At 54.4% G+C, this 25,040-nt stretch carries 27 protein-coding genes and 1 tRNA gene; 15 read left to right on the top strand and 13 right to left on the bottom strand.

The features are described 5' to 3' along the window. The first annotated feature begins 81 nt into the window (after window positions 1-81). Window positions 82-525, top strand: coding sequence for a hypothetical protein (locus tag ABJV08_RS03295; RefSeq protein ID WP_348041733.1), 444 nt, complete (start codon window positions 82-84; stop codon window positions 523-525). A 24-nt stretch (window positions 526-549) separates the two neighbouring features. Here the strand turns inward: ABJV08_RS03295 and ruvB are convergent, their stop codons facing one another. Continuing rightward, window positions 550-1,581 carry a Holliday junction branch migration DNA helicase RuvB gene (ruvB, locus tag ABJV08_RS03290; protein WP_348041735.1) on the bottom strand — a complete coding sequence of 344 codons (1,032 nt, stop codon included), beginning with the start codon at window positions 1,579-1,581 and terminating at the stop codon, window positions 550-552. Window positions 1,582-1,651: 70 nt separating this feature from the next. On the opposite strand from ruvB, the gene ABJV08_RS03285 reads away from it, so the two are divergent. Then, window positions 1,652-1,957: a GIY-YIG nuclease family protein gene (locus tag ABJV08_RS03285; RefSeq protein ID WP_348041737.1), complete on the top strand. Its 306-nt coding sequence runs from the start codon at window positions 1,652-1,654 to the stop codon at window positions 1,955-1,957. A gap of 415 nt (window positions 1,958-2,372) precedes the next feature. On the opposite strand, the gene ruvA is transcribed toward ABJV08_RS03285, so the two are convergent. Genes ruvA through ABJV08_RS03255 form a run of 6 tightly spaced genes read right to left on the bottom strand, consistent with a single transcriptional unit; the run spans window position 2,373 to window position 5,242 of the window. Continuing rightward, the gene (gene ruvA / locus ABJV08_RS03280) at window positions 2,373-2,975 is read right to left on the bottom strand and encodes a Holliday junction branch migration protein RuvA (RefSeq protein WP_348041739.1); all 603 of its coding nucleotides are present in this window, start codon (window positions 2,973-2,975) and stop codon (window positions 2,373-2,375) included. Between the two features lie 58 nt (window positions 2,976-3,033). Continuing rightward, complete coding sequence (ruvC, locus tag ABJV08_RS03275; protein WP_348041741.1) at window positions 3,034-3,504, bottom strand: crossover junction endodeoxyribonuclease RuvC; 471 nt, start codon at window positions 3,502-3,504, stop codon at window positions 3,034-3,036. Between the two features lie 10 nt (window positions 3,505-3,514). Continuing rightward, the gene (locus tag ABJV08_RS03270) at window positions 3,515-4,264 is read right to left on the bottom strand and encodes a YebC/PmpR family DNA-binding transcriptional regulator (protein ID WP_348041743.1); all 750 of its coding nucleotides are present in this window, start codon (window positions 4,262-4,264) and stop codon (window positions 3,515-3,517) included. 23 nt (window positions 4,265-4,287) lie between these two features. Beyond that, window positions 4,288-4,608, bottom strand: coding sequence for a heavy metal-binding domain-containing protein (locus tag ABJV08_RS03265; RefSeq protein ID WP_348041745.1), 321 nt, complete (start codon window positions 4,606-4,608; stop codon window positions 4,288-4,290). Window positions 4,609-4,645: 37 nt separating this feature from the next. Continuing rightward, window positions 4,646-4,888 (bottom strand): DUF2312 domain-containing protein, encoded by a 243-nt coding sequence (locus tag ABJV08_RS03260; protein ID WP_100093000.1) that lies wholly within the window; start codon window positions 4,886-4,888, stop codon window positions 4,646-4,648. A gap of 45 nt (window positions 4,889-4,933) precedes the next feature. After that, the gene (locus ABJV08_RS03255; RefSeq protein ID WP_348041747.1) at window positions 4,934-5,242 is read right to left on the bottom strand and encodes a DUF1244 domain-containing protein; all 309 of its coding nucleotides are present in this window, start codon (window positions 5,240-5,242) and stop codon (window positions 4,934-4,936) included. Between the two features lie 86 nt (window positions 5,243-5,328). Here ABJV08_RS03255 and pyk point away from each other — a divergent pair, with 86 nt between their 5' ends. Then, window positions 5,329-6,780: a pyruvate kinase gene (gene pyk, locus ABJV08_RS03250; protein WP_348041749.1), complete on the top strand. Its 1,452-nt coding sequence runs from the start codon at window positions 5,329-5,331 to the stop codon at window positions 6,778-6,780. Here the strand turns inward: pyk and ABJV08_RS03245 are convergent. From ABJV08_RS03245 to galE, 3 genes are all read right to left on the bottom strand, one after another. Further along, window positions 6,777-7,403, bottom strand: coding sequence for an HAD family phosphatase (locus ABJV08_RS03245; RefSeq protein ID WP_348041751.1), 627 nt, complete (start codon window positions 7,401-7,403; stop codon window positions 6,777-6,779). The two genes, pyk and ABJV08_RS03245, sit on opposite strands and share 4 nt — an antisense overlap. A gap of 10 nt (window positions 7,404-7,413) precedes the next feature. Beyond that, window positions 7,414-7,539 (bottom strand): type B 50S ribosomal protein L36, encoded by a 126-nt coding sequence (ykgO, locus tag ABJV08_RS03240; protein ID WP_011415100.1) that lies wholly within the window; start codon window positions 7,537-7,539, stop codon window positions 7,414-7,416. Between the two features lie 100 nt (window positions 7,540-7,639). Beyond that, entirely contained in the window at window positions 7,640-8,644 is a 1,005-nt protein-coding gene (gene galE, locus ABJV08_RS03235) for a UDP-glucose 4-epimerase GalE (RefSeq protein ID WP_348041753.1), read from the bottom strand. A gap of 153 nt (window positions 8,645-8,797) precedes the next feature. Here galE and ABJV08_RS03230 point away from each other — a divergent pair, with 153 nt between their 5' ends. The 3 genes from ABJV08_RS03230 (at window position 8,798) to ABJV08_RS03220 (ending at window position 12,073) form a co-directional block, all read left to right on the top strand. Continuing rightward, window positions 8,798-9,406 carry a hypothetical protein gene (locus ABJV08_RS03230; RefSeq protein WP_348041755.1) on the top strand — a complete coding sequence of 203 codons (609 nt, stop codon included), beginning with the start codon at window positions 8,798-8,800 and terminating at the stop codon, window positions 9,404-9,406. After that, window positions 9,403-10,527, top strand: coding sequence for a M14-type cytosolic carboxypeptidase (locus ABJV08_RS03225; protein WP_348041757.1), 1,125 nt, complete (start codon window positions 9,403-9,405; stop codon window positions 10,525-10,527). Before ABJV08_RS03230 ends, ABJV08_RS03225 begins: the two co-directional genes overlap by 4 nt. A 655-nt stretch (window positions 10,528-11,182) precedes the next feature. Then, window positions 11,183-12,073 (top strand): SH3 domain-containing protein, encoded by an 891-nt coding sequence (locus ABJV08_RS03220; protein ID WP_348041759.1) that lies wholly within the window; start codon window positions 11,183-11,185, stop codon window positions 12,071-12,073. A 69-nt stretch (window positions 12,074-12,142) separates the two neighbouring features. Here the strand turns inward: ABJV08_RS03220 and ABJV08_RS03215 are convergent, their stop codons facing one another. Beyond that, complete coding sequence (locus ABJV08_RS03215) at window positions 12,143-14,851, bottom strand: CHAT domain-containing tetratricopeptide repeat protein (protein WP_348041761.1); 2,709 nt, start codon at window positions 14,849-14,851, stop codon at window positions 12,143-12,145. Window positions 14,852-15,311: 460 nt separating this feature from the next. Here ABJV08_RS03215 and ABJV08_RS03210 point away from each other — a divergent pair, with 460 nt between their 5' ends. From ABJV08_RS03210 to ABJV08_RS03200, 3 genes are read left to right on the top strand one after another with little or no spacing between them, the layout of a single operon-like run. After that, a complete protein-coding gene (locus ABJV08_RS03210) occupies window positions 15,312-15,995 on the top strand; it encodes a response regulator transcription factor (RefSeq protein ID WP_348041763.1) in 684 nt (227 codons plus the stop codon). A gap of 5 nt (window positions 15,996-16,000) precedes the next feature. Beyond that, the gene (locus tag ABJV08_RS03205) at window positions 16,001-17,347 is read left to right on the top strand and encodes a HAMP domain-containing sensor histidine kinase (RefSeq protein ID WP_348041765.1); all 1,347 of its coding nucleotides are present in this window, start codon (window positions 16,001-16,003) and stop codon (window positions 17,345-17,347) included. After that, window positions 17,344-17,979, top strand: coding sequence for a hypothetical protein (locus ABJV08_RS03200; protein WP_348041767.1), 636 nt, complete (start codon window positions 17,344-17,346; stop codon window positions 17,977-17,979). Before ABJV08_RS03205 ends, ABJV08_RS03200 begins: the two co-directional genes overlap by 4 nt. A 163-nt stretch (window positions 17,980-18,142) precedes the next feature. Here the strand turns inward: ABJV08_RS03200 and ABJV08_RS03195 are convergent. Next, a tRNA-Ser gene (locus tag ABJV08_RS03195) sits at window positions 18,143-18,230 on the bottom strand. A 207-nt stretch (window positions 18,231-18,437) separates the two neighbouring features. On the opposite strand from ABJV08_RS03195, the gene ABJV08_RS03190 reads away from it, so the two are divergent. From ABJV08_RS03190 to ABJV08_RS03165, 6 genes are all read left to right on the top strand, one after another. Then, a complete protein-coding gene (locus ABJV08_RS03190; protein ID WP_348041769.1) occupies window positions 18,438-19,442 on the top strand; it encodes a peptidylprolyl isomerase in 1,005 nt (334 codons plus the stop codon). Window positions 19,443-19,613: 171 nt separating this feature from the next. Further along, entirely contained in the window at window positions 19,614-20,615 is a 1,002-nt protein-coding gene (locus tag ABJV08_RS03185) for a peptidylprolyl isomerase (protein ID WP_348041771.1), read from the top strand. Between the two features lie 86 nt (window positions 20,616-20,701). Next, window positions 20,702-21,823 (top strand): alanine dehydrogenase, encoded by a 1,122-nt coding sequence (gene ald, locus ABJV08_RS03180; RefSeq protein ID WP_348052668.1) that lies wholly within the window; start codon window positions 20,702-20,704, stop codon window positions 21,821-21,823. An 18-nt stretch (window positions 21,824-21,841) separates the two neighbouring features. Beyond that, on the top strand, window positions 21,842-22,813 hold the full coding sequence (locus ABJV08_RS03175) for an oxidoreductase (RefSeq protein ID WP_348038616.1): 972 nt from the start codon (window positions 21,842-21,844) through the stop codon (window positions 22,811-22,813). Next, window positions 22,810-23,019 (top strand): DUF5818 domain-containing protein, encoded by a 210-nt coding sequence (locus ABJV08_RS03170; protein WP_348038618.1) that lies wholly within the window; start codon window positions 22,810-22,812, stop codon window positions 23,017-23,019. The genes ABJV08_RS03175 and ABJV08_RS03170 overlap by 4 nt, the downstream gene beginning before the upstream one ends. Then, window positions 23,016-23,534, top strand: a complete 519-nt coding sequence (locus ABJV08_RS03165) for a GNAT family N-acetyltransferase (protein ID WP_348038620.1) — start codon at window positions 23,016-23,018, stop codon at window positions 23,532-23,534. Before ABJV08_RS03170 ends, ABJV08_RS03165 begins: the two co-directional genes overlap by 4 nt. Here the strand turns inward: ABJV08_RS03165 and rpoN are convergent. After that, complete coding sequence (rpoN, locus tag ABJV08_RS03160) at window positions 23,531-25,039, bottom strand: RNA polymerase factor sigma-54 (RefSeq protein ID WP_348038622.1); 1,509 nt, start codon at window positions 25,037-25,039, stop codon at window positions 23,531-23,533. The two genes, ABJV08_RS03165 and rpoN, sit on opposite strands and share 4 nt — an antisense overlap. Between the last annotated feature and the right edge of the window lies 1 nt (window position 25,040).

The following is a 25,040-nucleotide window of genomic DNA, read 5'->3' as shown; positions in this document are numbered from 1 at the left end:
CAAAGCCTTTGCTTTTGTTCAGATAGTCGACAGGGTCTATGATCTACGAGGACCTATCTCAAATGGCCTACGGAGCAGACCATGCAGAATATCACGGCGCTTTTTGGAACGGCCATCTTCGCCATTGCCGGCTTGTCGAACTCGGCTGCCTATGCCTGCCAAGGGCCGCAGTTTGAAACACAATATAGCATGGCCCATAAGGCACCATTGGCAGATGTTCCGGAAGGCAAGGTTCAGCTAAAGGTCCGCTTTACCGAATATACGGCCAAGCAAAACGCCAACCGCTATGACTATGTACGGGCCCAATTGGTCACAGCTGAAAAACGCAAAAAATTTGTCACGATCCCGATCCCGATGATGACAAGTTGTGGCCGGCTCAACCTTCCCCGGTCCGGTGATTATTATATTGTCGGAGAATTTGCCAAAGGCGCTGATGACGGGCCGCTTTATATTAGAGACGGACGGGTGTTTGCTGCTCAATATCAGACCAGCAAATCCGGCTTCATGCCGACACAGCGCGACTAAATCCTGCGGACCGACCGGAAACGCTTAGTCAAACAGCTCGCCGTCACTGGCTTTGCCCGCAGGCGGTGTCAGGCCGAGATGCGTCCATGCGCGATCGTTGAGCATTCGCCCCCGCGCCGTCCGGGCGATCAGGCCGAGCTGGATCAGATAAGGCTCGATTACTTCCTCAATCGTATCGCGCGGTTCGGACAGGCCGGCGGCTAGCGTTTCGACACCCACCGGTCCGCCCTTGTAGATATCCGCGATCATAAGGAGATAGCGGCGATCCATCGCGTCGAGGCCGATGCTGTCGACTTCCAGCCGCGTGAGTGAGCCGTCAGCGGTTTTCCGATCGACAATCGCGGCCCCCGACACATTGGCGAAATCGCGGACCCGGCGGAGCAAGCGGCCAGCGATACGCGGCGTGCCTCTTGCGCGACGGGCGACTTCGGTGGCACCATCCGGAGCGATATCGAGATCGAGCAATTTTGCCGCACGGTGGACGACTTTTTCTAACTCCTCAGTCGAGTAGAAGTTGAGCCGCACCGGAATGCCGAAACGGTCGCGCAAGGGCGTGGTCAGCAACCCCTGTCTTGTGGTCGCCCCGATCAGGGTGAATTGCGGCAAGTCGATCCGCACGCTGCGCGCCGACGGCCCCTCGCCGATGATCAGATCGAGCGCGCGATCCTCCATCGCCGGATAGAGCACTTCCTCGACCACCGGATTAAGCCGGTGGATTTCGTCGATAAACAGGACATCGCCTTCTTCGAGATTGGTCAGAAGCGCGGCAAGATCACCGGATTTGGCAATAACCGGACCGGACGTGGCGCGAAAACCAACGCCCAGTTCCCGCGCAATGATCTGCGCCAGCGTGGTCTTTCCCAGGCCGGGTGGCCCAAAGAATAGCACATGATCCAGCGCCTCGCTGCGCCCCTTGGCTGCTTCGATAAACACCCGCAAATTCCCGCGCGCCGCTTCCTGCCCGATAAACTCGTCGAGCGTTTTCGGACGCAGGGCGGCGTCTATGTCTTCCGGCTGCCGCTGCGGCGTAAGATGCGGATTATCAGTAACGGCCAATACCCCCGAATGCGTCACCCTGAACTTGTTTCAGGGTCCATGGTGCGCCCATATACCGCCCGTGCGACAAGTGAAACAACCCTGCGTCTATATACTCGCCAGCCAATCTTACGGCACGCTTTACATCGGCGTAACGTCGAACCTGATCCAGCGCCTGTACCAGCATCGCGCAGGTGCGGTCGAAAGCTTTACGAGAGAGTATGCGGTATACCGCCTTGTCCGCTTCGAAATGTTCGACGATATGGCCACTGCGATCACGCGCGAGAAACAGCTGAAAAACTGGCGCCGCCAATGGAAGGTCAATCTGATCGAGTCCGAAAACCCGCAATGGGTCGATCTGGCGGTCAATCTTGGGCTGCCGCCGATACGTGACTGAGTTCACAACACCAGCGTCATGCTGAACTCGTTTCAGCATCCACCCCGCCCCAATCACAGCCTGCGAGCGTGGGAAAGTAGACCCTGAAACAAGTTCAGGGTGACAGAGGAAAAAGAGGAGTTCACCGGTCACAAGAACTAAGGACACCCGCCGTAAAGAGTGCATAATCGCTCAAGAACAACGAAAGCGAGTACCGGTGCCATGAATATTAAATACAGGACACCTGCAAATACACGTCTCTTCAATCTATCAAACGCTAGGATAAAAGGAAAAGCCCCTAAAAGGTATGCAAACAGACTGACAAAGAGGCTATCCTCTCGCCAAGTTAATGCTAACCAAGTGACTATTGGAGGAAATAGGCAGCCGAGCCCAAAGAAAACGGCATACCTCGCAGGATTGATTTCTGCACTCTCCATCACCGCGCCGCCTTCTTCAATGCCAGCCGCACCAGCGCATCTAGCGTCACGCCATCGCCGGCCTCGGCATCTGCCGCAGCCACAGCCGCGCTCGCATCCGCCGGTTTAAAACCGAGATTCTGCAGCGCGCTGACCGCATCTGCGTTGTTGTTCGAGGGCGCGTGGACCGCACCGCCGCCAGCAACCGGATCGGTCGCGATGCCGCCGACCTTGTCCTTCAATTCATTGACAATCCGCAGCGCCAGTTTTGGCCCCACGCCATTGGCGCGGCTGACCATCGCCTTGTCAGCGGTCGCCACCGCGCGCGAAATCTCTCCGGGTTCCAGTGCCGACAATATCGCCAGCGCGACCTTGCCGCCAACGCCTTGCACGGAGATCAGCAGCCGGAACCAGTCCCGCTCCGAACCGCTGGCAAAGCCCATCAGACGCATATCGGTCTCGCTGACCTGCATTTCGGTATAGATGGTCGCGCCATCACCCTTGCCGCCGATCGCGCCAATGGTGCGCGACGAACAGAAGACCAGATAACCGACGCCATTCACGTCGAGCACGATATTATCCATGCCGATTTCATCGATGGTGCCGGTTAGTTTTGCAATCATCTGGCTGTTTTAACGCGGCAGGCGAATCTGTCGAGTTTTTGTTTTGTTCTTTTCGTTCTTACCGCTTCCGGTGATGCACATGGGTGATCGCTACGGCCAGCGCATCAGCGGCATCCTCGCCAGCCAGTTTCACGCCGGGCAGCAGGATTTTGATCATCGCTTGCACTTGATCCTTGGCCGCATTGCCGACCCCAACCACGGATTTCTTGACCGTGCGCGCCGAATATTCACCGACTTCTATCCCGGTCCGAGACGCGCCAAGCAGCACCACTCCGCGCGCCTGCCCCAGCTTCAATGTGCTCTGCGGATTGCTGTTGACGAACACCTCCTCAACCGCCGCGCCTTCCGGCTTATATTCCAGCAGCAGGTCGGTCAGCTCCAAGTCGATCTTGAGCAAGCGGCTCGCCAAAGCCATTTTCGGATCGGTTTTGATATGGCCATTGGCGATATGGGACAGACGATTGCCGTCGGCGCTGATCACGCCCCAGCCGGTTGTGCCGAGGCCGGGGTCAAGGCCCAAGATAATCATGCTCCCATGATCACTCGGCGTTCAGTTTTTCCATAATCTCGTCGGACACATCATAATTGCCCCAGACGGTCTGGACGTCATCATCTTCTTCCAGAAGATCAATCAGACCAAGCAGCGTTTCCGCCTGTTCCTGATCGACTTCGACCTGAACGGAAGGGCGCCACGCAAGCTTCACGCTTCCTGCTTCCCCCAGAGACGTCTCCAGCGCGCCGGACACTTCGTGCAGATCTTCCATCGCGGTCCAGATTTCATGGCCGTCATCGTCGGACGCAATATCATCGGCACCCGCCTCCATGGCGGCTTCCAATACTTTGTCCTCGTCGCCGGCACTGGCGGGATATTGGATATATCCAACACGATCAAACCCGTGGGAAACCGATCCAGTCTCACCGATATTGCCGCCATTGCGAGACATGATCGTCCGGACATTGGTGAAGGTGCGGTTGGTGTTGTCGGTCAGGGTCTCGATGATCAACGAAACGCCGCCAGGACCAAAGCCTTCATAGCGCACTTCGCTATAATCATCGCCTTCATTGGCGGAGGCCTTGTCGATCGCGCGCTGGATGCCGTCTTTGGGCATCGACACTGCCTTGGCGTTGTTTACAGCCAGGCGGAGGCGCGGGTTCATATCCGGGTCCGGCATGCCCGATTTGGCCGCCACGGTTATTTCCCGGCTTAGCTTCGAGAATTGCGCCGAGCGCTTCTTATCCTGTGCACCCTTGCGATGCTTGATATTGTTAAATTTACTATGGCCTGCCATTTTACCTCAAATTCCCACTGTTCTTATTCTACGATGACCGCAGTTCCCGATGCCGATACCATCAGCATCGAACCTTTGTCGCCGACGACCTCATAGTCAAGGTCCACGCCGACAACAGCGTTGGCACCGACCTTCGCTGCTTCCGCTTCCATCTCTGCCAAGGCTTCATCGCGCGCGCGCTTCAATACATCTTCATATTTGCCCGAGCGCCCGCCGACAATATCGGTGATGCTAGCAAACAGATCGCGGAACAGGTTTGCGCCAACAATCACCTCGCCAATGACGATCCCGCGATAGTCACGGATTGCATGGCCTTCGACGCTCGGTGTCGTGGTAACGATCATTGCTGCTCTCCTGTTCCGAAAAACTTTACCCTATTGGTCAGGCCAAACCAAGCGCCGACTTATAGGTGTCCAGAATGGCTTCCATTTCCTGCCGGTCATGGGTTTCCATTTTCCGCAGACGAACGATCTGGCGCATGATCTTGGCATCATAGCCCTGGGATTTCGCTTCGGAATATACATCGCGAATATCGTCCGCCATGCCTTTTTTCTCTTCTTCCAGCCGCTCGATACGCTCAATAAACAGACGCAGTTGGTCTGCGGCAACATTGCCTTCGCTCATTCTTTCATTCCTTTGAAAAACTATATTCGGATTCGTAGCCTGTCTTTAAGATGCGTCGGCGTTTTTGGCCACGCTTTCCTTCATCTTTTTGAGCCGCTCCGGCGTCGCCTCCGTCTGGTATTTGGTCTTCCATTCATTCGCTGGCATGCCGTGGATTGCCGCACGGGCATCCGCCTTGGTCATGGATCCGCCTGCTTCGTTGGTCGCCTCCATCACCCAGTCCGACAGGCAATTGCGGCAGAAGCCCGCCAGTCCCATCAAATCTATGTTTTCCGCGTCATGGCGGTGCTGAAGATGAGTGACGAGACGGTGAAAGGCAGCGGCCGCCGCTGCATCAGAAATTTGGTCGGTCATGTTTGTTTCCATTGTTATTTGTTTTAATCCTGTCATGATTTAGAAATAGGCATCTCGCAGGTAAAGCGCCACTAAGGAATTTGTAAATGGCATCGCCGATCTTCTCCCGTAACCGCAAGGTCAAAGTGCTGGCGACGCTGGGCCCGGCCAGCGGCAGTCCCGAAATGATCGAGAAAATGTACCGTGCCGGTGTCGATGCCTTTCGGATGAACATGAGTCACGGCGAACATAAGGCACATGCAGCCAACGTGACATCAATCCGAGCGCTGGAAAAGAAAGTCGGGCGGCCGATCACCATTCTAGCCGATCTACAAGGGCCAAAGCTGCGGATCGGTACATTTGCCAAACCACCGGTGATGCTGAAAGATGGCGCACGCTTCACACTGGACATGCTAAAGAAGAAAGGTGACGCAACCCGGGTTACCTTGCCCCACAAGGAAATCCTGAGCACATTGCAGCCCGGTCATTCCCTGCTGCTGGATGACGGAAAGATCCGTCTGGAGGTTACCAAGACAGACGGCAAAAGCGTCGAGACCAAAGTGATTGTCGGCGGCGAAATTTCGGATCGCAAAGGCGTCAATGTGCCAGAAGTCGTGTTGCCGGTCAGCTCGCTCACCGACAAGGATCGCAAGGACCTGACCTTTGCCTTGGGTCAAGATGTCGACTGGATCGCATTGAGCTTCGTGCAGCGCCCGGAAGATGTCGCCGAAGCGCGGCGACTGATCGGCGGCAAGACCGCATTGCTGGCCAAGATTGAAAAGCCTGCCGCGATCGACCGACTGGACGAAATACTCGAGCTATCCGACGCCGTCATGGTGGCGCGCGGCGATCTGGGCGTTGAACTATTGCCGGAACAAGTTCCGCCATTGCAGAAAAAAATCGTGGGGGCGGCCCGCAAACTGGGACGACCCGTGGTCGTTGCCACCCAGATGCTGGAATCCATGATCAAATCGCCCACGCCGACCCGCGCTGAAGTGTCGGATGTTGCGACCGCTATCTATGACGGCGCTGATGCGATCATGCTATCAGCCGAATCCGCTGTTGGTGACTGGCCGATAGAAGCGGCAACAATGATGGACAGGATTGCCGCTCAGGTGGAGAATGATCCTTCATACGCGGACCGAGTGCATTTCACCGAAACCGTGCCTGATGAAACAACCGCAGATGCTTTGGCCGCGGCAAGCTATAATATCGCCCGGACCGTCGAAACGTCGGCCATCGTCTGCTATACATCTTCCGGCTCGACCGCCCGCAGAATGGCGCGGGAACGGCCGTCGGTGCCTCTGATGGTGCTCACCCCCAATCGCCACACCGCACGGCGTGTTGGATTGCTGTGGGGTGCTTATGCCGTGGTCACGCGGGATGTCAGTGACTTTGAAGAAATGATTGCCAAAGCCAAACGCATGGCGTTGCGCCACAAGCTGGGTCAGGCGGGATCAAGGTTGATTGTCTGTGCCGGCGTGCCTTTTGGAACCCCGGGGTCAACCAATTTGCTGCATGTCGTCAGACTAAGCGGAGATGAACTGAAAGGCGGCTAGAGCAGCTGCAAGGCTCTCAACTCGCTTTCGAGCATTGCGGCATTCTTAAAGTGATGACCCGCGATGCCGACAGCCTGCCCGGCCTCGATATTGTCGAGCCGGTCATCGATGAAAAGACATTGACCGGCGCCCCGGGAAAAACGTTTCAGCGCTAGCTCGAAAATCGCGCGATCGGGTTTGATCAACTTTTCTTCGCCGGAAATGACAATATCGATAAAGAGGTCGAATATCGGGGCCTCTGGCCGGAACTGTGCCCAGGATTCGGCACCGAAATTGCTGATCGCAAATAAGGGGACACCCCGTTTCGCGAGCGCACGCACCATATCAAGCATACCCTCTATCGGACCCGGAATGGATTCGGGAAAACGCCGGGAATAAGCCAGGATATGATCTGCATATTTGGGGAATTCGCGGCTGCGCTCTGCGACCATATCGGCAAAGGGGCGTCCAGCATCATGTTGAAAATGCCATTCCGGTGTGACCACATGGGAGAGGAACCAGTCCAGCTCTTCCGGATCATCAATCAGCTTGGCAAACAGGCAGCGCAAATCCCAATGATAGAGGACATTGCCAATATCAAAGATGACGGTGTCAATTTTGGAAATGGCAGTATCTCCTGCCAAATACAGGCAATTAGCCTTGGCGAGCCTTGAACCGGCGATTCGTCTTGTTGATCACATAGGTGCGACCACGACGACGGATGACGCGGCAATCCCGGTGACGGTTTTTAAGCGACTTCAAAGAGTTGCGGACTTTCATTTTGGTACCACGCCTTGATTATCTGAATTTCTTGAAAGCAGCCTTGCTGCGTTGAGCAGGGCAATTAAGGTCGACAGCCGCCAAAGTCAAGCGACCAGCGCTATTCTCCGCGAATTTCGACGAGTTTACGTTCCCAAGCCAGCGCATTGGCCACAATTTCGTCTAGATCGGCGTGTTTTGGCTGCCATGGAAAGCGTTCCATAATCGCCCGATTGTCCGAAATCAGCGAATCGGGATCACCAGCCCGCCGGCCCTCCATTTTGCGGACAACCTTGAGGTTCGTGACCCGATCAACGGCATTGAGCACTTCGAGTACAGAGAAGCCGCGTCCATAGCCGCAATTGAGCAGATGATTTTGATTGGGCTCCGCGATCAGCGCGTCAAGTGCCAACACATGCGCGTTGGCGAGGTCCGATACGTGGATATAGTCGCGCACCCCCGTGCCGTCAGCCGTATCATAGTCGGTCCCAAAGACCGCGACACTGTCGCGCTTGCCCAGCGCCGCCTCCACCGCAACCTTGATCAGATGGGTCGCACCGGCTGTAGACTGTCCGGTCCGCCCTTCCGGGTCGGCACCAGCGACATTGAAATAGCGAAGCGCGCAAAAATTCAGGTCATGTGCCGCCGAGACATCGTGGAGCATATGCTCGGTCATCAATTTGGACATGCCATAGGGATTGATTGGTTTCTGCGGCGTCGTCTCGCTCACCGGGCTTTCCTCCGGAATGCCATAGGTTGCGGCAGTGGATGAGAAAATGAAATGCTGAACACCGCCGGCCACGACTGATTCAATCAAACTGCGGCTCTTTGCGCTGTTATTGTTGTAATATTTGAGCGGATCAGTCACCGATTCGGGAACCACGACCGAGCCCGCGAAGTGCATGACGGCACCAATATTCTCAGCCTTGATGATCTGCTCAAGCAATGCAGAATCTTCTATATCGCCTTCGTAGAAAGCAGCGCTATCCGGAACCGCCCAGCGAAACCCCGTGGTCAGATTGTCAATGACGGCAACCGACCAGCCGGCTTGCTGCAAAGCCAAAACGGCGTGACTACCGATATAACCAGCGCCGCCGGTCACCAAGATTTTGAACGGTTTCGTCATGTTCCGCAGATCCCTGTAAGTTTGCAATATTGGCCGTTTAGCGTGCCAATCTCACGAATCGGTTAACCACAGCAACTATGAGATGCAATTTTTTACCGCGTTAGCGGATTTTATGCGCTAATATGAGCCGGGGGCAATGGAGGAGTGACTATCATGACTGACTTTCGATCATTTGCGACGGCGACTATTGCGGGATTGCTCTTGGCTGGCTGCACGACAATTGCGCCGCCGGTTGATGTCACCCGCTTTCACAACGCACAGGACGCTGCAATTATCGCTGGCAGTGTCTCGATTGAGGCGAATGATCCAGACCAAGGCCACAGCAGAAGCCTCGAATATGCCACCTATAACGCCGCTTTGCTTCGCGAACTGCAACGAATCGGCTTTTCCGAGGCTAGAAGTGGTTCCGAAAACAGCGAATATATTGCCCGTTACACCCTGGAACGGTCTCAGATTAGTGCCGGCGGATCGCGATCACCGGTTTCGGTCGGCGTAGGAGGCGGCACAGGCAGCTATGGTTCCGGCGTTGGATTGGGCATCGGCATCAATCTCGGCGGCCGGCCGAAAGATAAGATTGCCACCGACCTCGCTGTGCGCATCGCAAAGCGAGAAGGTAATATCGTCGTCTGGGAAGGCCGTGCATCGGTCGAGGCAAAGGACGGGTCGCCAGCATCCCAGCCGGGACTGGCTGCCGCCAAATTGACCGAAGCGTTATTCAGGGACTTCCCCGGAGAGTCCGGAACCACTATCAGGGTGCCATGAGCATTCAAATCAACAGCGCGTTCGATAGCGGCAATATCGAAGTCCACGAAATTAACGGCACCAATGCCACGCTTTCAATCCGCAAGGACAAAGACAGCGAGTTTTTCCAGTGGTTTCATTTTCGTGTGGCCTGCGAGATTGGCGACGAACTGGAACTCAGCATCACCGGTTTGGAAGAATCCGCCTATCCGCCAGGTTGGCCCGATTATGACGCCTGTGTTAGCGAAGACCGCGACTATTGGGGCCGCGCACCAAGCCAATATGACGAGAAAAGCGGCACCTTGTCGATTCGCTACGTAGCGAGCAGCAATATCGTCTGGTTCGCATATTTTGCGCCTTATAGCATGGAACGGCACCATGACCTGATCGCCGAAACAGCAGGCATCGAAGGCGTCACAGCACGGACACTCGGCCATAGCCTGGAAGGCCAAGCGATCGATTGCCTGGAAATGGGAAGCGGCGACAAGCAGGTCTGGCTCTACGCCCGCCAGCATCCGGGCGAAAGCATGGCGGAGTGGTGGATGGAAGGCATATTGGAAATGCTGACCGACCCCGCAGACCCATATGCCCGATTGCTGTTGCAGAAGTGCCGGTTCCATATCGTACCGAATATGAACCCAGATGGTTCGCGAAGAGGGCATTTGCGAACCAATCATGCAGGTATCAACCTCAATCGTGAATGGAACGAGCCAAGCGCTGAAAAATCACCCGAGGTTTTATGCGTCCGCAATGCCATGGACAAAAGCGGTGTGGATTTTGCAATTGATGCACATGGGGACGAAGCCATACCAGCGGTTTTCATCGCCGGTTTTGAAGGCATTCCGTCAATCAACGACCAGCAGCTTGAAAATTACCACAGCTATCGCAACCGCCTGGCCCAACGCACGCCGGATTTCCAGACTAAGCTCGGCTATCCGACGGCTGCCAAAGGCAAAGCCAATTTGTCCATGTCTACCAATCAACTCGCCGAGCGCTATGGCGCCGTCGCGATGACGCTGGAAATGCCGTTTAAGGACAACCGCGATCTACCCGATCCAGAGCAAGGCTGGTCGCCCGAACGCTGCAACTTGCTCGCCCGCGAATGCCTTGCCACTCTGGCGGAAATGATCGACGATATCTGACGAGCAACAACCAAAATCGGTCGGAACCGTCAATGATCCGCATATATGCCCCATCGAGCATATGCAGATACCTGCAACCTCCCCAGAGATTCTGCAGAATATTTTTATAGCTCCGCGCAACAAAGACCGCGCCGACAAGCGCGAGCCCCAGGCCCATATCAAATGCGTAGAATGTCGGGAGATACATGACCATCGCAAGGCCGCCCATTGACAGCGGCGTGGTCAGGACACCAAAGCTGAAAAGCTGCCATAGACTGAACGTCCGCTGCCCCCTGCCTTCCATTGGCGCCGAATTTTCCGAGCCGTTGATATCTGTCTCCATATGCGACTCCACTCGCGCCATAGTTGCCCAGAAACAAATGCCGCACAACCACCCGTTCGGGTGATTGTTGTCGGCAAATAATGTAATTATCTGCACAATTGATCTCGGGATTTCCATCATGCGAGCCGGGTGGAGAACTCGAGATCATCTATTAAATTACACGGATTTTTGAGGCTGTACGCTCTATTGTACCGGGCGAGCCGGGCCCTGATCAACTCCAACTAACAGCATTTGTAATGTCTCTAACAGCGGCTGTAACTGGACCCAACACCCCTTAGAGAACAATTTACTCCTGCGAATTCAAAGCAGTTTTTATCAAGGGGTAGAAAGATCATGACCAAGAACAAATTCATTCCACTCGCTCTTTCGGGCTTGGCATTGGCCATTATGACGACGTCACCTGCGCTGGCAGCAAAGAAGAAGCCAGTCGTGAAAGTGATGCAATGTGAGGCTTCACACGGGACCATAGCGATCACAGATGGCGACACACAGGGTTGGACAAAATTTGGTTTGTCGAGCCCCCGGGGAATGCTCGGCGCGATCGTTCAGCAGTCCGGATGCTTTACACTCCACACCGGAGTTGATGGGAAGCCTGCCAATTACTTGATGTCCGCTGTTGCCGGTTCGCAGGAAGAAATCGATCAGACAATGAGCATGGCCAAAGGGGCCCTCAGCCAAGGGCTGGTAAGTTCAGGCGCAGCAGGAGCAGTTTTGAGTAAAGTCCCAATGGGTGGAGCGCTTATGGGCATGTTCGGCGGCTTGGGTGGCAAAAAGAAAACCATCACCGCCGGCTTGCGCCTAATGAACCCAGCCAATGGCCAGACATTGATCTCCGGAAGTGGCCGGAGCCAGAAATCGACCATCAAAGTTTTGGGCAGAACCGACTGGGTCGCGGCCAGCCAAGGACAATTTGGGCAATATGGACGCTCAAAAGATGGCAAGATGGTCACCAGCGCCTTTATCGAAGCCTTTAATGGATTGGCATCACAAGCCGGCGCTCTCGGCGCCGTGCAACAAACCACAGCGGTCGCCCCGATCAGCAGCAGCTATACCGTGGCTGTCGCGACCAAGATGTTGGATGCTCCAACCAAAACAGGCGGCGCAGTCCGGTCTTTGCGGGCGGACACGAAATTAATCCCGACAGGCAACAAAGATGGGTTGTTTGTCGAAGTGACCGACAGTTACGGCACCAAAGGATGGGTATCCGTCGAAGACCTGCGCTAATGCGACCCGAGCGCAGCGGTTTCGCTGGTTAGAAAGGGCGTCCTCCACCCCGGAGGGCGTCCTTTTTTCTCAGTCTCCGATCAGTATGAACGGCGCCCAGACAGCCGGATGGGCCGAACCGGGAACGGTCGAGTCCGACATAAGGTCCAATTGCGCTTGTCGCAGCGCTTCGGCGCGACTGAGTCCATCAACAACCGCTCCCTTCACCGTGGCCAAAGACAAGATAGTCGCAGCATCATCGCGGACGGGCCAATGCGACAAAAGCAATGACCGGCTGCCAGCCAGTCGAAAAGCCTTTGCAAGGCCGGAGTAAGTTGGAGCCGAAGCGCTTTGCCCGCCGCCGCTATTGCAGGCGGACAATATCACCCAATCTGCCGGAATATTCATTCCCGCAATTTCGCTTGCGGTCAGCAGCCCGTCATCTTCATGGCTTTGCTCATTGGGTGGCGTAAACACCAAAGCAGGTTCCGACAGTCCAGCAATCTCTCCGCTAGTCAGACCGTGTGTTGCGAAGGTCACAACCGAAAATGGAGTAAAGTCTAGGGATCGTATTGCGGGTTCTGTGAATTGCTTTCCGGTCAGCACAAGGCTATTTTGGGCACCGAATTCTTCACTCATTCTGGTCAATTCGGTCTTAGCAGCAGGTAGTGTAGGCAATTCCAACAACGAACTGATATCCACCGCGCCACCTCGAAATAGGGCAGCATAAGAGATTTGGCCTTGGCTATTTTGGGCAAGTTCCGGAGCGCCAAGGCCCGCAAACCTGATGTCGGTAGAATCGTCCGTAGTCGCCAGTTGTTTTGACAAATCCGTGGCAATCGCAACAGATTTGTCCCGCACCAACCAAGGCGCTCTCGCCAGATCGTTAGAATTCTCATAGGGCTTTGTAAGCAGCAAGGCGGGAGAAATGGATGCCAATATTCCGCTCGCAGGAAATAGCAATTCAGTGTTCTCGTCCAATTTCGCGTATAGCTCATCGGTAAAAAGCAATTTGAACAATTGATGTGCAGCGTCCGTATCAAATGTGGTTTGAACCGGACCGGATACAGCAAAGCGGTAATCCTCTATGCTTTGAAAAAGTCGTTTTCTATAATCCATTGCAACGCGACCAGAGATGGCGCTTTTTGACCAATGCACCGCATCTTTGGTCACAGCGAGCGTTATAATTTTATCTGGTAGAGTAAGCGAGAAAATTGCGGCCTGCTCTGGTCGTAGGTTTGATTGAATTTCAAGCAAAGACGGTACTGCAGGGCGGCTAATTTCAGCCAGTTCCGGAAAGCGATTGTTCAATTCGCGTTCGGTGTCTTTAACTTGCAAACCAAGATTCTCTGCGGTTAGGCTTAGTACGGAAAAATCGCCTTCACCCTTCGCTTGAGCAGAGAATAATTTTTCCTTGGCTTTGCGTTCTGCGGCGCGTTCTTGACGCAATTGTTCGAATAAATCGCCAACACCCTCATCGCGGGCAGCGGCTTTTGCCGCCAAATCAGCGTTGGCTAGAAACAATTCCGACGCAAGCGCTAGCTGCACCGCCTTCACAGCCTCCGCATCCTCCCCCGCCTGCATGGCAACGGCAGCGTAAGAGGCAAATCCTTGGGTCATGATTGGCGACAAGGAAACCAATTGGGGGCGAGACGCAGTATAGTCAAACAGATGCTCTTCGAGACGTACAGAGGCACTACGTGCGACTGTGATGGCCTTATCCATCTGCCCGGATGCGGCCAATATTTCGGCATAGGAGAATTCTGCATTTATCGCGCGACGACTGCTTCCTCCAAGCTTTTCCAGCAATTTTCTTCGCGCAGATTCGGCGTGTTTCAAAGCTTCATCAAGCTGGCCATTGATCATCAGACTCTGCGCGTAAGTGATCTCGGTTATCCCGATGTTCATGTCCCCTTCCTTGAGGTTGGCAACATTGGTTGCCCATCCCAGTCGATACAGGTCTAGTGCTTCTTCATGCCGGCCCAATGAACTCAATATTCGCGCAACCTGAGAATATGCGTGTCCTTGAGAGGAAGGATCACCACCAGCTTTCATGGTTTTGGAATATGCCAATGCCGCCTGCGCAATCGCCAATGCTTCTGCTGTCTTATCTTGCGCAAAAAGGGCATCCGCATGCATCGACATAGGGCTGAAGACTTCTGGTGAATCTTTCTTGCGTAACTGCCTTTCCAGACGCGTAAGCCGCCGGAACAAGGCTTCGGCTTCCGCATAACGGCCCAGTTGCATGAGCACGCCGGCTGATCCAGTCAATGCCAGCAATGTTACCGGGTGATCGGAAGGCAGATTATTATGGGCAATTCTCGCTGCCCGCTCCATCATATCCGCTGTACCGGTATCATCTTGAAAATACATGATCACGCCACAGCTGGTAAGGTTGTTGACGACCATCGGATCATCATCCGGTAGATGTTTCTCGCTAAGCATCGCCGCTTTGCACATCTGTCCTTTGGCCGTCTTCAGATCGCCGGTCTTGAAGCTAAAATAACCAAGTGCATTGTAAGCCAACCCGGTTTCAGCGCTGTCTGCTCCGAAATCAAGAGCGGCTCTTTCCAGCGCCCTGTCAGCATATAGTTTGGCCCGCTCACGTTTTTTTTGATCGGTAGAAATCAAGGATCCATAAGCATAGATTTCTGACATAAACGGCAAATCCGCGAGCCCATTTTTGCTGACGAGCAATTCTGCAGCGGCAATGGCTCCCCATGCTTTTTCATATTCCTGAGTATAAAAATAAGAGACCGCGACACGGCTCAACATCCGTATGCGCTGCTCGGCAGTCATTGATGGCTGGTCATCAAATTCACTTTGGAAGGATAGCCAAGCATCTCGTTCTAGGGCGGGTTTTGCAAAACGATCACGCGCCTCCATCTCCCTTAAAAGCTGTTCGATGTTACGTGAGTTGTCGGCATTTGAGGCCGGATCGGTTGGTCGGTTTGTTGACGGCTCAGCTTGCTCAATGGTCTGGGCACCAGCGGGCCAGGCCAAACTAAGAAGAAGCAATATTGCGGCATTGCCGGCTGACACGAAATTGCATCGCATTGAAACGTGCATTATTGAATCCTCAACATAACAAACGTGGCGACCCGAATGTTAACAGGAAACTCCCGAAAATCTGACCAATTGTCAAAGCTAATCGCACCGAAGTCGTAAAACTAACAGCATTTGTCACTGCCACGGAGACTGATTTGGATGCTATTATTACGGACTAGTTCTGAAACCCAATTTGGATTAGTTTTCCCCTATGACCGGTCTCAAGATATTGCATATTGAAGATGATCCGCAGACAGCCGATACAGTTGCAACTGCTCTCGCCAAAGCCGGTGATACCGTCACATGGGCAGTTGACGGAACAGATGGCCTTCGCACTGCCGCTTCTTCTGAATTCGATCTGGTAATTCTAGACCGGATGCTGCCTGATATGAGCGGTATTGATATAATCGGGAAATTGCGGGACGCAGGTGTTGATGTCCCTGTGTTGATGCTTTCGGCTTTGGGGCGCACGGAAAACCGGATCGAAGGGCTTGATGCTGGCGTTGACGACTATCTCGCCAAACCGTTTGAACAGGAAGAGCTAATTGCGCGGGTTCGCGCCTTGCATCGCAGGGCAAGCGGCCAGTCTCACAGCGCCGTGATTATATTCGGAGATATGGAATGCCATATCAAGGCCCGGACCGCTCACAGGCAAGGAAAGCATATAGCGCTGAGCCCCAAGGAATTTGAGCTATTCAAATATTTCATGCAAAATGCCGGCGAAGTGGTCACACGAGAAATGCTGCTACGTGATGTCTGGAATTTGAATTTTGATCCGCAGACCAATGTGATCGACGTCAATGTCGGACGGCTAAGGCGAAAATTGGAGGAAGGGTTCGACGGCGCAATACTCGAAACAATCTGGGGCGCGGGTTACCGTTTGCTGGCGCGCTAAATAAAATGTTTGCACCTCTCTTCACATCCTTGTTCGGACGGTTCTCCATCTGGATATCTTTAGGAACTGCTTCTGCAGTTTTTATCCTGTTCCTGCTGGCAAACGGGATTGTCAAAGCCGAAACAGAGCGTCAAATTCAGATGGCAGTGGATACCGATATCGCCGGTCTGGCTGATATTTTCGTGTCCGGCGGGCAGGGTGAGCTTGTCGAGCGCCTCAGTGATAGAATTGGAATGATCCGTCAGGCCGGTTCCAGCGACTTTTACCTGCTCGCAGACGGCGCAGGAAAGCAGATTGTTGGAAATTTGGCAAAATGGCCTGAATTGTCCTCCGAAAACTCTCAAGCTGGTTTTGTTTCTATTTCCGATGACGCTGAAATGTTCGCGCGTGCCACGCATCTTGCGCCAGATTTAAAACTGGTGGTCGGATGGAATTTGGAAAGTCGAGAAGCCCTGCTTGCTCGATTGAGGATGGCTTTTTTGTTGGCTGGAGCAGCGATGGTAGCGTTAGTCACGGTCGTTGGCTATTGGTCTACCCGAAGACTACGTTTGCGAATGACTTCCATAAACGCAGCCTTTCGCAAGATCGGCCTGGGCCAGTTTGATGCGAGAGTGGACATAGACAATCGTGGGGATGAGCTGGATGAACTCTCACGCCACACGAATGAAATGGTGTCCAGAGTCACCAATCTGGTGAATGCCCACAAAGATATTTCAGATCACACGGCGCATGAATTGCGGACACCTTTAATGCATCTCGACAATCGTTTGGTCAGCGCGATGAATGACATGACGATCGAGAATCAAAAAACCGGTCTGATAGCGGCACGGACAGACATCAAGAATATCATTTCATTGCTCGACTCGCTGTTGGACATCGCCTCGAGCAACGCAAAAAAGGGGGACCGGGCCGGGCTCACCGAATTTAGTCTGTCCGAAATTGCCCGCGATATGGCGGACCTATACGCCGAAAGTGCGCAAGAACTGGAAATTCATTTTGAATATAGGATTGCACCTGGCGTTATGATGACCGGAGAGCCTGCCCACATGCAGCGGATCATCTCCAATTTGCTCGACAATGCCTTCAAATTTTCACCCAGTGGCAGTGCGGTGTCGCTCTCGATCAAACCGGGGCCCGTCATCCGCGTTCGAGACAATGGCCCCGGCGTGCCGGAAAATATGCGAGCGAAGATATTCAATCGCTTTACCCGGCTAAAGCCCAATGACGCTAGCGGCCATGGATTGGGCTTGGCGCTTTCAAAGGCACTGGCAGCCCGGAACGGGCTTGTCATCCGTTGTGATGACGCTGACCCTGGGGCTGTGTTTACAGTGATGATGGACAGTGAACTATGAACAACAACCCGGTTTCAATATCGAAAGTCTCGATCATTTTGATACTCGGTCTCTGTGTCTCGTGCGCCCATTCTCCTGCAGACAAGACGGCTGCTTTTTCGACAATGGATGCCGTTGGCGAGGCAGCCGATCCACGGAGCAATGTCATGAGGGCCGCGGATGCCCTGATACTGGGCGAGGCTTCACTAAAATCTGGTAAAGCCGACGACCTTATACGCGCGACCCAAATATTGACCGTCATTGGCGCGCGTCCTGCTGACGCTAAGGCTGATGATCTTGTTAAGCAATGGTCTGAAATCGCGCTTCTCCAGAATCCGGAATTGGCAGCGCCAGTCTATCGCGGGCGAATATTGGGACCTGCCTACAAGTCTGGCACGGTTCTAGGCAGCAGCAGTCTTGTGGTGGAGCAGCTATTCCTAGCAGGCAAAAAAGCCACAGTTGCATTGGTTCCATCTCAACAGTCGAAATTGACGATCCACGTCAGCAACAGCGAAGGTGCGCCAGTTTGTGTGAAACCGGGAGTAAAGAAAAAGGCCAGCTGTCAATGGCTGCCAATATTTACGGATCGGTTCGAAATACGGATCCAAAATAATTCTCAATCCAACGTCAAATACCATCTGGTGTTAAACTGACCTTGCCGGGTGTTAGGAATCTATTTTCAGACTTCTAGAGTCCGCTTTAGGTGCAAATTCAAATCAACTAGGATCAAGCCTAGTCGCGACGTGGGGCCGAGTGTCGGTACAAAATTGAAACTCGGACATTTGTCTTTGTAAATCAGAGTTGTAGAAAATTTAGTGGCGGAGCCGGAGGGATTCGAACCCTCGATAGGTTGCCCTATACACGCTTTCCAAGCGTGCGCGATCGACCACTCTGCCACGGCTCCGCATTTACTATCTGACCCGTGAATCTGGTCGAATTTCAGACAGCGCCGCTTCCCTAATGCCGGAAACGGGCTTTCGCAAGCGATAGTGTGGGGTTAGGGTGCCTGTCAGGAATGAAACCCGTTCGCCCTGACTGTGTCGAAGGGCCGATTGCGCCAGGCCAGATGCTTCAGCAGGCTCAGCATGAACGGAATTTTGGGGATGTTTTTATGCGAAAAATCAGGGCTATTGTTTCACTATTCGCTCTATTGAGCACGATCCCTGCGATCGCTCAAACAGGCGCGACGCCCGAATATCCGAGCCCTAATGCCATTGTCGATGCTGCCCCCGCCAGTGACTGGGTGAAAATTGCGCCAAGCGACCTGTTGGTCATGGATCTCGCTCCCGACGCAAAGGGCGAAGCCCGTCGCGTTGTCATCCAACTAATGCCAGAACCCTTCTCGCAAGGCTGGATCCGCAATATCCGCAAGCTGACCGCAGCAAAATTCTGGGATGGCACCAGCATCAACCGAGTGCAGGACAATTATGTCGTGCAATGGGGGGATGCCGGTTACGATAATCCGGAATCGGGTGAGACCGAGCAGAAGGTTTTGCCGGAAGGTTTGGAGACGGTGCCTGAGAGTGAATATCAAGTTGATTTTGACGCCCAACTTTCAAGCGAACAGCGGAAAAGTTTTGGGCGAGCAGTCGCAAGTTTTTGGCCCTGGCACACAACATTTCCACTACAGGATGGATATTCCAAAGAAACTGGCTTTATCAAAGGTTGGGCACTCGCTTTTCGAGATCGAAAGACTTGGCCCATCCACTGCTACGGCGCGGTTGGCGTCGGCCGAAACTATTCCCCTGACACCGGCAGCGGCGCGGAACTCTATACCGTAATCGGCCACGCGCCGCGCCATCTCGATCGCAATATTGCCGTGGTCGGGCGGATCATCGAAGGGATCGAACATCTCTCCAGCCTGCCGCGCGGCAAAGGGCAGTTGGGATTTTATGCCGACGCTAGCAAGCGGGTTCCGATCACATCCATCCGTCTGGGGGATGCGTTGGGTGACGGCTCAGCTCCCGCTTTCGAATATCTCGACACAAACAGCGACGTCTTCGCCCAATATGCCGATGCCCGCGCCAATCGTCGTGATCCGTTTTTTATCAAACCGGCCGGCGGAGCGGACATCTGCAATATTCCGGTACCGGTGCGACGGGTGAGCGAGAAATGAGAGCCACCTTTCCTACATCGGCCTGATTGGGTAAATGGGAGTCATGATGATTGCCCTACCACCATCCTTCCTGTCTCCAAATTTTCGGCAGTTTCTCGGCTTTTCGGAAGAACCGGACTTATTTTTCATTAACACTGTAAACTTTGTAAAGTTAGCAACGGATATCGCCTGATGAAAAAACTTTTCTGGAACGCGCGACCTATGGTTTTTGCTACGCTGGTTGCGGCGACTTGTTCATTGGCTTCTCCGGTGCTGGCACAAACGGAAGAAGAAGAAGAATCACCCGCCATGACGCCGGCAGAAGTCCTAGCGGCGGCACCCACCGAACATTGGCTACCGATCTCGGTCAGCGACTTGATGGTCCTTACCCTCCCGGACGCGACTGACGGAGCGAAACGCCAAGCGGTGATTCAACTGCTCCCGGCCAACCTCTCCGGCGGCCATGTCCGCAATGTCCGAACCTTTGCCCGAACCCGCTGGTGGGACAGCACCAAGATTTACCGCGTGGCCCAAGATTTTGTCACCCAATTTGGCGGCAATCCCGATGCCAAAAAGCTCCCCAAGGGGCTCGAAACCGTCCCGGAAAGTGAATATTTCAACGCTGCTTTGGGGACAAAGCGCGACGCCGATATGACCGCGCTGAAAGCGGCGGTCGCCTATAACAATGAATATGTCGGCACCAATATCCAGCCGCTGATGAAGATCATCTACGAAAGCTATGGCGCAAAAGTCGGCTTTGGCGCTGGCTGGCCGATTGGCAGCAAGACCATAGATGGCGAGACGAAATATTATCCGGTCACCTGTCGCGGATCGCTTTCACCCGCCCATTATGATCCGCCGGATAGCGGGACGGGCGCGGAACTATCGGTGATCACCGGAGAGGCTGCCCGCAATCTCGACACCACATTCGGCATGGTTGGCCGGGTGATCGACGGGTTGGAGCATTTGCAAAACCTGCCTTTGGGCACCGCACCTGGCGGCTTTTACACCGACAAATCGCAGCATATCAAAATCCAGTCGATCCGGCTGGCCAGCGAATTGCCGCTCGCCGAACAGCCGGCCTATGAATATCTCTCCAGCTATAGCCCGGCGCTACTGCAATATCTCGAAGCCCATGATGGCTATGGCAATATTTGCACCATTCCTGTGCCGATTAGGAAAGTTTCAAAATAGCGCAATTTAATTACAAAGCATCTCGCGCGGAACATCATTTGCTGGTAATGTGCAGCCATTAGATTCGCTAAAACAGGAGCTCCTCCATGCGCGTTGGTACCCCCAGAGAAATCAAAAATCACGAATATCGGGTCGGCCTGACCCCTGAATCGGTCCGCGAACTGACGGCCCATGGTCATGATGTGCTGGTCGAAACCGGCGCCGGACTTGGCATTGGCGCAGAAGATGCGGAATATGTCGATGCGGGTGCAACCATTGCCGCCACTGCTGCCGACGTCTTCGAACAATGCGAAATGGTGGTGAAGGTCAAAGAACCACAGCCGGTCGAGCGAGCGATGCTGCGCGAAGGCCAGATCTTATTCACCTATCTTCACCTCGCACCCGATCCGGAGCAAACCGCAGATCTGGTCAAATCCAAAGCCACTTGCATTGCCTATGAAACAGTGACCGGAACCGGCGGGCTGCCCTTGCTCAAACCGATGAGCCAGGTTGCAGGGCGCATGTCGATTCAGGCTGGCGCGACCGCACTGGAAAAAGCCCATGGCGGCCGGGGTATCTTGCTCGGCGGCGTGCCCGGTGTAGCCCCCGGCAAAGTGACGATCATCGGTGGCGGCGTTGTCGGATTTAACGCAGCGCAAATGGCAGCCGGACTGGGTGCAGATGTGACCATATTGGACCGCGATCCGGATGTTCTGGAATCGGTCGGAACCCATTTTGAATCGCGCGCCAAAACCCGTTTCTCGAACAAGGCCAATCTCGCCGAATGTGTCGCAGAAGCCGATCTGGTCATCGGCGCAGTCCTGATCCCCGGAGCCGAAGCGCCCAAGCTGGTGACTCGCGAGATGCTGAAAACCATGCGTCCCGGTTCGGTGCTCTGCGACGTGGCGATCGACCAGGGCGGCTGTTTCGAAACCTCCAAGGCAACCACCCATGAAGAGCCGACCTATGTGGTCGACGATATCGTCCACTATTGCGTGGCCAATATGCCGGGCGCGGTATCGCGTACCTCGACCTATGCGCTCAACAATGTAACGCTTCCCCATACGCTTGCCATCGCCAACAAAGGCTGGAAGAACGCACTGAAAGCGGACGCACATCTTGCCGAAGGGCTGAATGTCTGGAATGGTCAGGTCACCTACAAGGCGGTCGCGGACGATCTGGGCTATGACTATATGCCGGTGTCGGAGATAGTAGGCGCCACAATATAGCGAAGAGGATCAATTGACATGTCAGCAGCAGACCAGAAGCCGCTCGGCTCGGGATTTCATGCCAAGAGCGAACCACATGAGGTCCTGACTGGCGTTGATCTGACCGGCAAGACTGCCATCGTCACCGGCGGCTATTCCGGTATTGGTCTGGAAACCACACGGGCACTGGCAGGCGCCGGCGCCACGGTGATCGTACCGGTGCGCGATCCGGCCAAGGCAGCAATGAATTTATCCACTGTCGAGGGCAATGTCACATCAGCAAAAATGGATCTCGCCGATCTCGATTCGGTGCGTGATTTTTCTGCCGCGGTCTTGGACACAGTCGATACGCTCGATCTGCTGATCAACAATGCCGGCACCATGGCTTGTCCGCTGGACCGCGTCGGGCCGGGATGGGAAAGCCAGTTTGCGATCAATCATATGGGCCATTTCGCGCTGACCAAGGCGCTAATGCCCTTGCTTGAAAAGGCCAAGGCACCGCGCGTTGTCGCGCTGTCATCGATAGCCCATAAGCGCAACGGCATCCTCTGGAATGATATCCAGTTTGAAGAAACCGAATATCAGAAATGGACGGCCTATGCCCAAGCGAAGAGCGCCAATGCGCTGTTCGCCAATGGTTTAAGTCGACGGATGGAGGGCTTTGGTGGCCGCGCGTTCTCGGTCCATCCGGGCGGAATTTTCACGCCGCTCCAGCGCCACCTGCCCATTGAAGAACAAGTGGAACTAGGCTGGCTGAACAAGGACGGCAGCGTCCCGCCGATGGTCGCTCAAATCTTCAAAACACCGACACAGGGGTGCACGACGACCTTATGGGCGGCCACTTCATCGATGCTCGACGACATGCCCGGCGTCTATTGCGAAGATTGCGATGTCGCCCAGTTGATGGGCGAGAACTCGCTGCCCTATGAGCATTGCGCGCCGCATATCGCCAATGACGTTGACGCCGAGCGGCTCTGGGACCTCAGCGAGACATTGCTCGCCACAGCATGATGGTGACAGAAAACCCCACTGACACGGAATATACCGGACTGCTGCAGCGCGACGAGGCCGGCTTCATGCTGCAATGCGATGACAATGTCCGCTATCGGCTGGAACTGATCCGCACGCCGATCGACGAAGTAGAAAAGCGGGTTATCGTCACCGGTCGCGTGACCGACGGATGTTTGTTGGAAGCCGAGGGAATACGACTCGCATGAATTTTGATCTTGCCCAAATTCCCGATATCCCGGCGCTTCATGCGCTGGTTGAAAGCGCTTATCGCGGAGAGAGCGCAAAGCAGGGCTGGACCCATGAAGCGGATCTCTTGGATGGACAGCGCACAGATGCCAAAGCCTTGCGCGCCATCATCACAGACAAGCGGCAAGTCATATTTCTAGCCAAGAAAGGTCCCGCCATTGCTGGATGCGTGCAATTGTCCAATATCGGGAACGGGCTTGCCTATCTCGGCCTGCTGACCGTCGATCCCGCCTTACAGGCGGCCGGCCTCGGAAAGGAATTGCTCCTGCAATCCGAGCAATATGTTCGCGAACATTGGCAGGCAGAAGCAATCGAGATGACGGTCATCCGTCAACGCGCCGACCTCATCGCTTATTATGAACGCCGCGGCTATGTTCTGACGGGCGAACATCGGCCATTCCCGCACGGTGACGCGCGCTTTGGGCTGCCAAAATCTTCAAAGCTTGAATTTGCGGTGCTTCGCAAGCCTATCTAGGCGGCTTTGCCTTCGAGGGCTTTTTGCCGGCGCCGCTGCACCGAACTGCCCATGCCCAGCGCTTCCCGATATTTGGCAACCGTGCGACGGGCGATATCAAAGCCCTTGGCCTGCAACAGCGCAACCAGCTTGTCGTCGGATAGGATTTTCTTGGGGTCCTCATTGTCGATCAGCGTCTTAATATGACTCTTAACCGCCTCCGCCGATGAGGCTTCACCGCCGGTCGAAGACTGGATACCGCTGGTGAAGAAATATTTGAGCTCGAACGTACCCCGGGAACAAGACAGATATTTGTTGGACGTCACGCGGCTAACCGTGGACTCATGCATCTCGATCTTCTCGGCAACATTCTTCAAGGTCAAGGGACGGAGATGTTCCACGCCCTTGCGGAAAAATTCTTCCTGCTGCTTGGTAATTTCTGTTGCGACTTTGACAATAGTGCGCTGCCGCTGATCGAGTGCTTTGACCAACCAATTGGCGTCAGCCAGGCATTCGTTCAACCACTCCTTGGACTCCTTGTCCTGCGCCCCGTCCTTCAATTCAGAATAATAGCTGCGGTTCACCAGCACCTTGGGCAGGGTGGCACTGTTCACTTCGATGATCCAACCGTGCGCCCGTTCCGCGATGAAAACGTCGGGTACAACAGCTTGCACGCTAACACCACCAATCCGCCCACCAGGCTTTGGGTCATAGTTGCGGATTTCACTGATCATATCCATCATGTCTTCATCATCGACACCACAAATCCGCTTGAGCTGAGGAAGCGCACCTTTGGCAAGCAGTTCCAGATTGTCGATCAGACGCTCCATCGCAGGATCATAGCGATCGGCATCCTTGGCTTGCAGCGCCAAGCATTCGGCAAGATCTCTCGCGCCCACTCCGACAGGGTCCAGCGTCTGAACAACGCCCAATATGCGTTCGATGTCTATCAACCCAACACCCAGGCGCTGGGCCAGTTCTAGCAAATCGGCCTGTAAATACCCGCTCTCGTCAATCTGATCGACGATGTGCTGAGCAATAAATAAATCCGCACCGGAAAGAACGGCGCCCGCCTGATCCATCAAATGGTCTGTCAGCGTTATTTCAGCCTCCAGCATATTCTCGAAATCCGGCGCTTCACCAGACCCTGTCGAACTTGTACTGGCGCCATTCAGGCCCAGCTGACCATCTAGCGCGCCATCACTGTCCGCAACGCTGTTGTTAGAAAAGCTATCTGTGTCGCTCTGCATGTCGAGTGTGGACTCGGATTCAGCAGGCCCGGAAGACAGGATTTCATCGCTCCCCTGAGCGGCGGCTTCGCTCGGTCCTTGCTCGCTCTCGTTTCCTTCACCACTCTCGGTGGAAATCTCTCCGGTATCCAGAAGCGGGTTTTTCTCAATCTCGTCGGATATGAACGTTTCCAGCTCGAGATTGGACAATGTTAGAAGCTTGATCGCCTGCTGCAATTGCGGCGTCATCACCAGCGACTGACTTTGTCGCAAATCGAGACGAGGGCCCAATGCCACA

Origin of the sequence: Parasphingorhabdus sp., from assembly GCF_039982395.1 — a bacterium.
In the GTDB taxonomy this organism is placed as follows: domain Bacteria; phylum Pseudomonadota; class Alphaproteobacteria; order Sphingomonadales; family Sphingomonadaceae; genus Parasphingorhabdus.
This window is presented reverse-complemented; position numbering and strand designations above follow the sequence as displayed.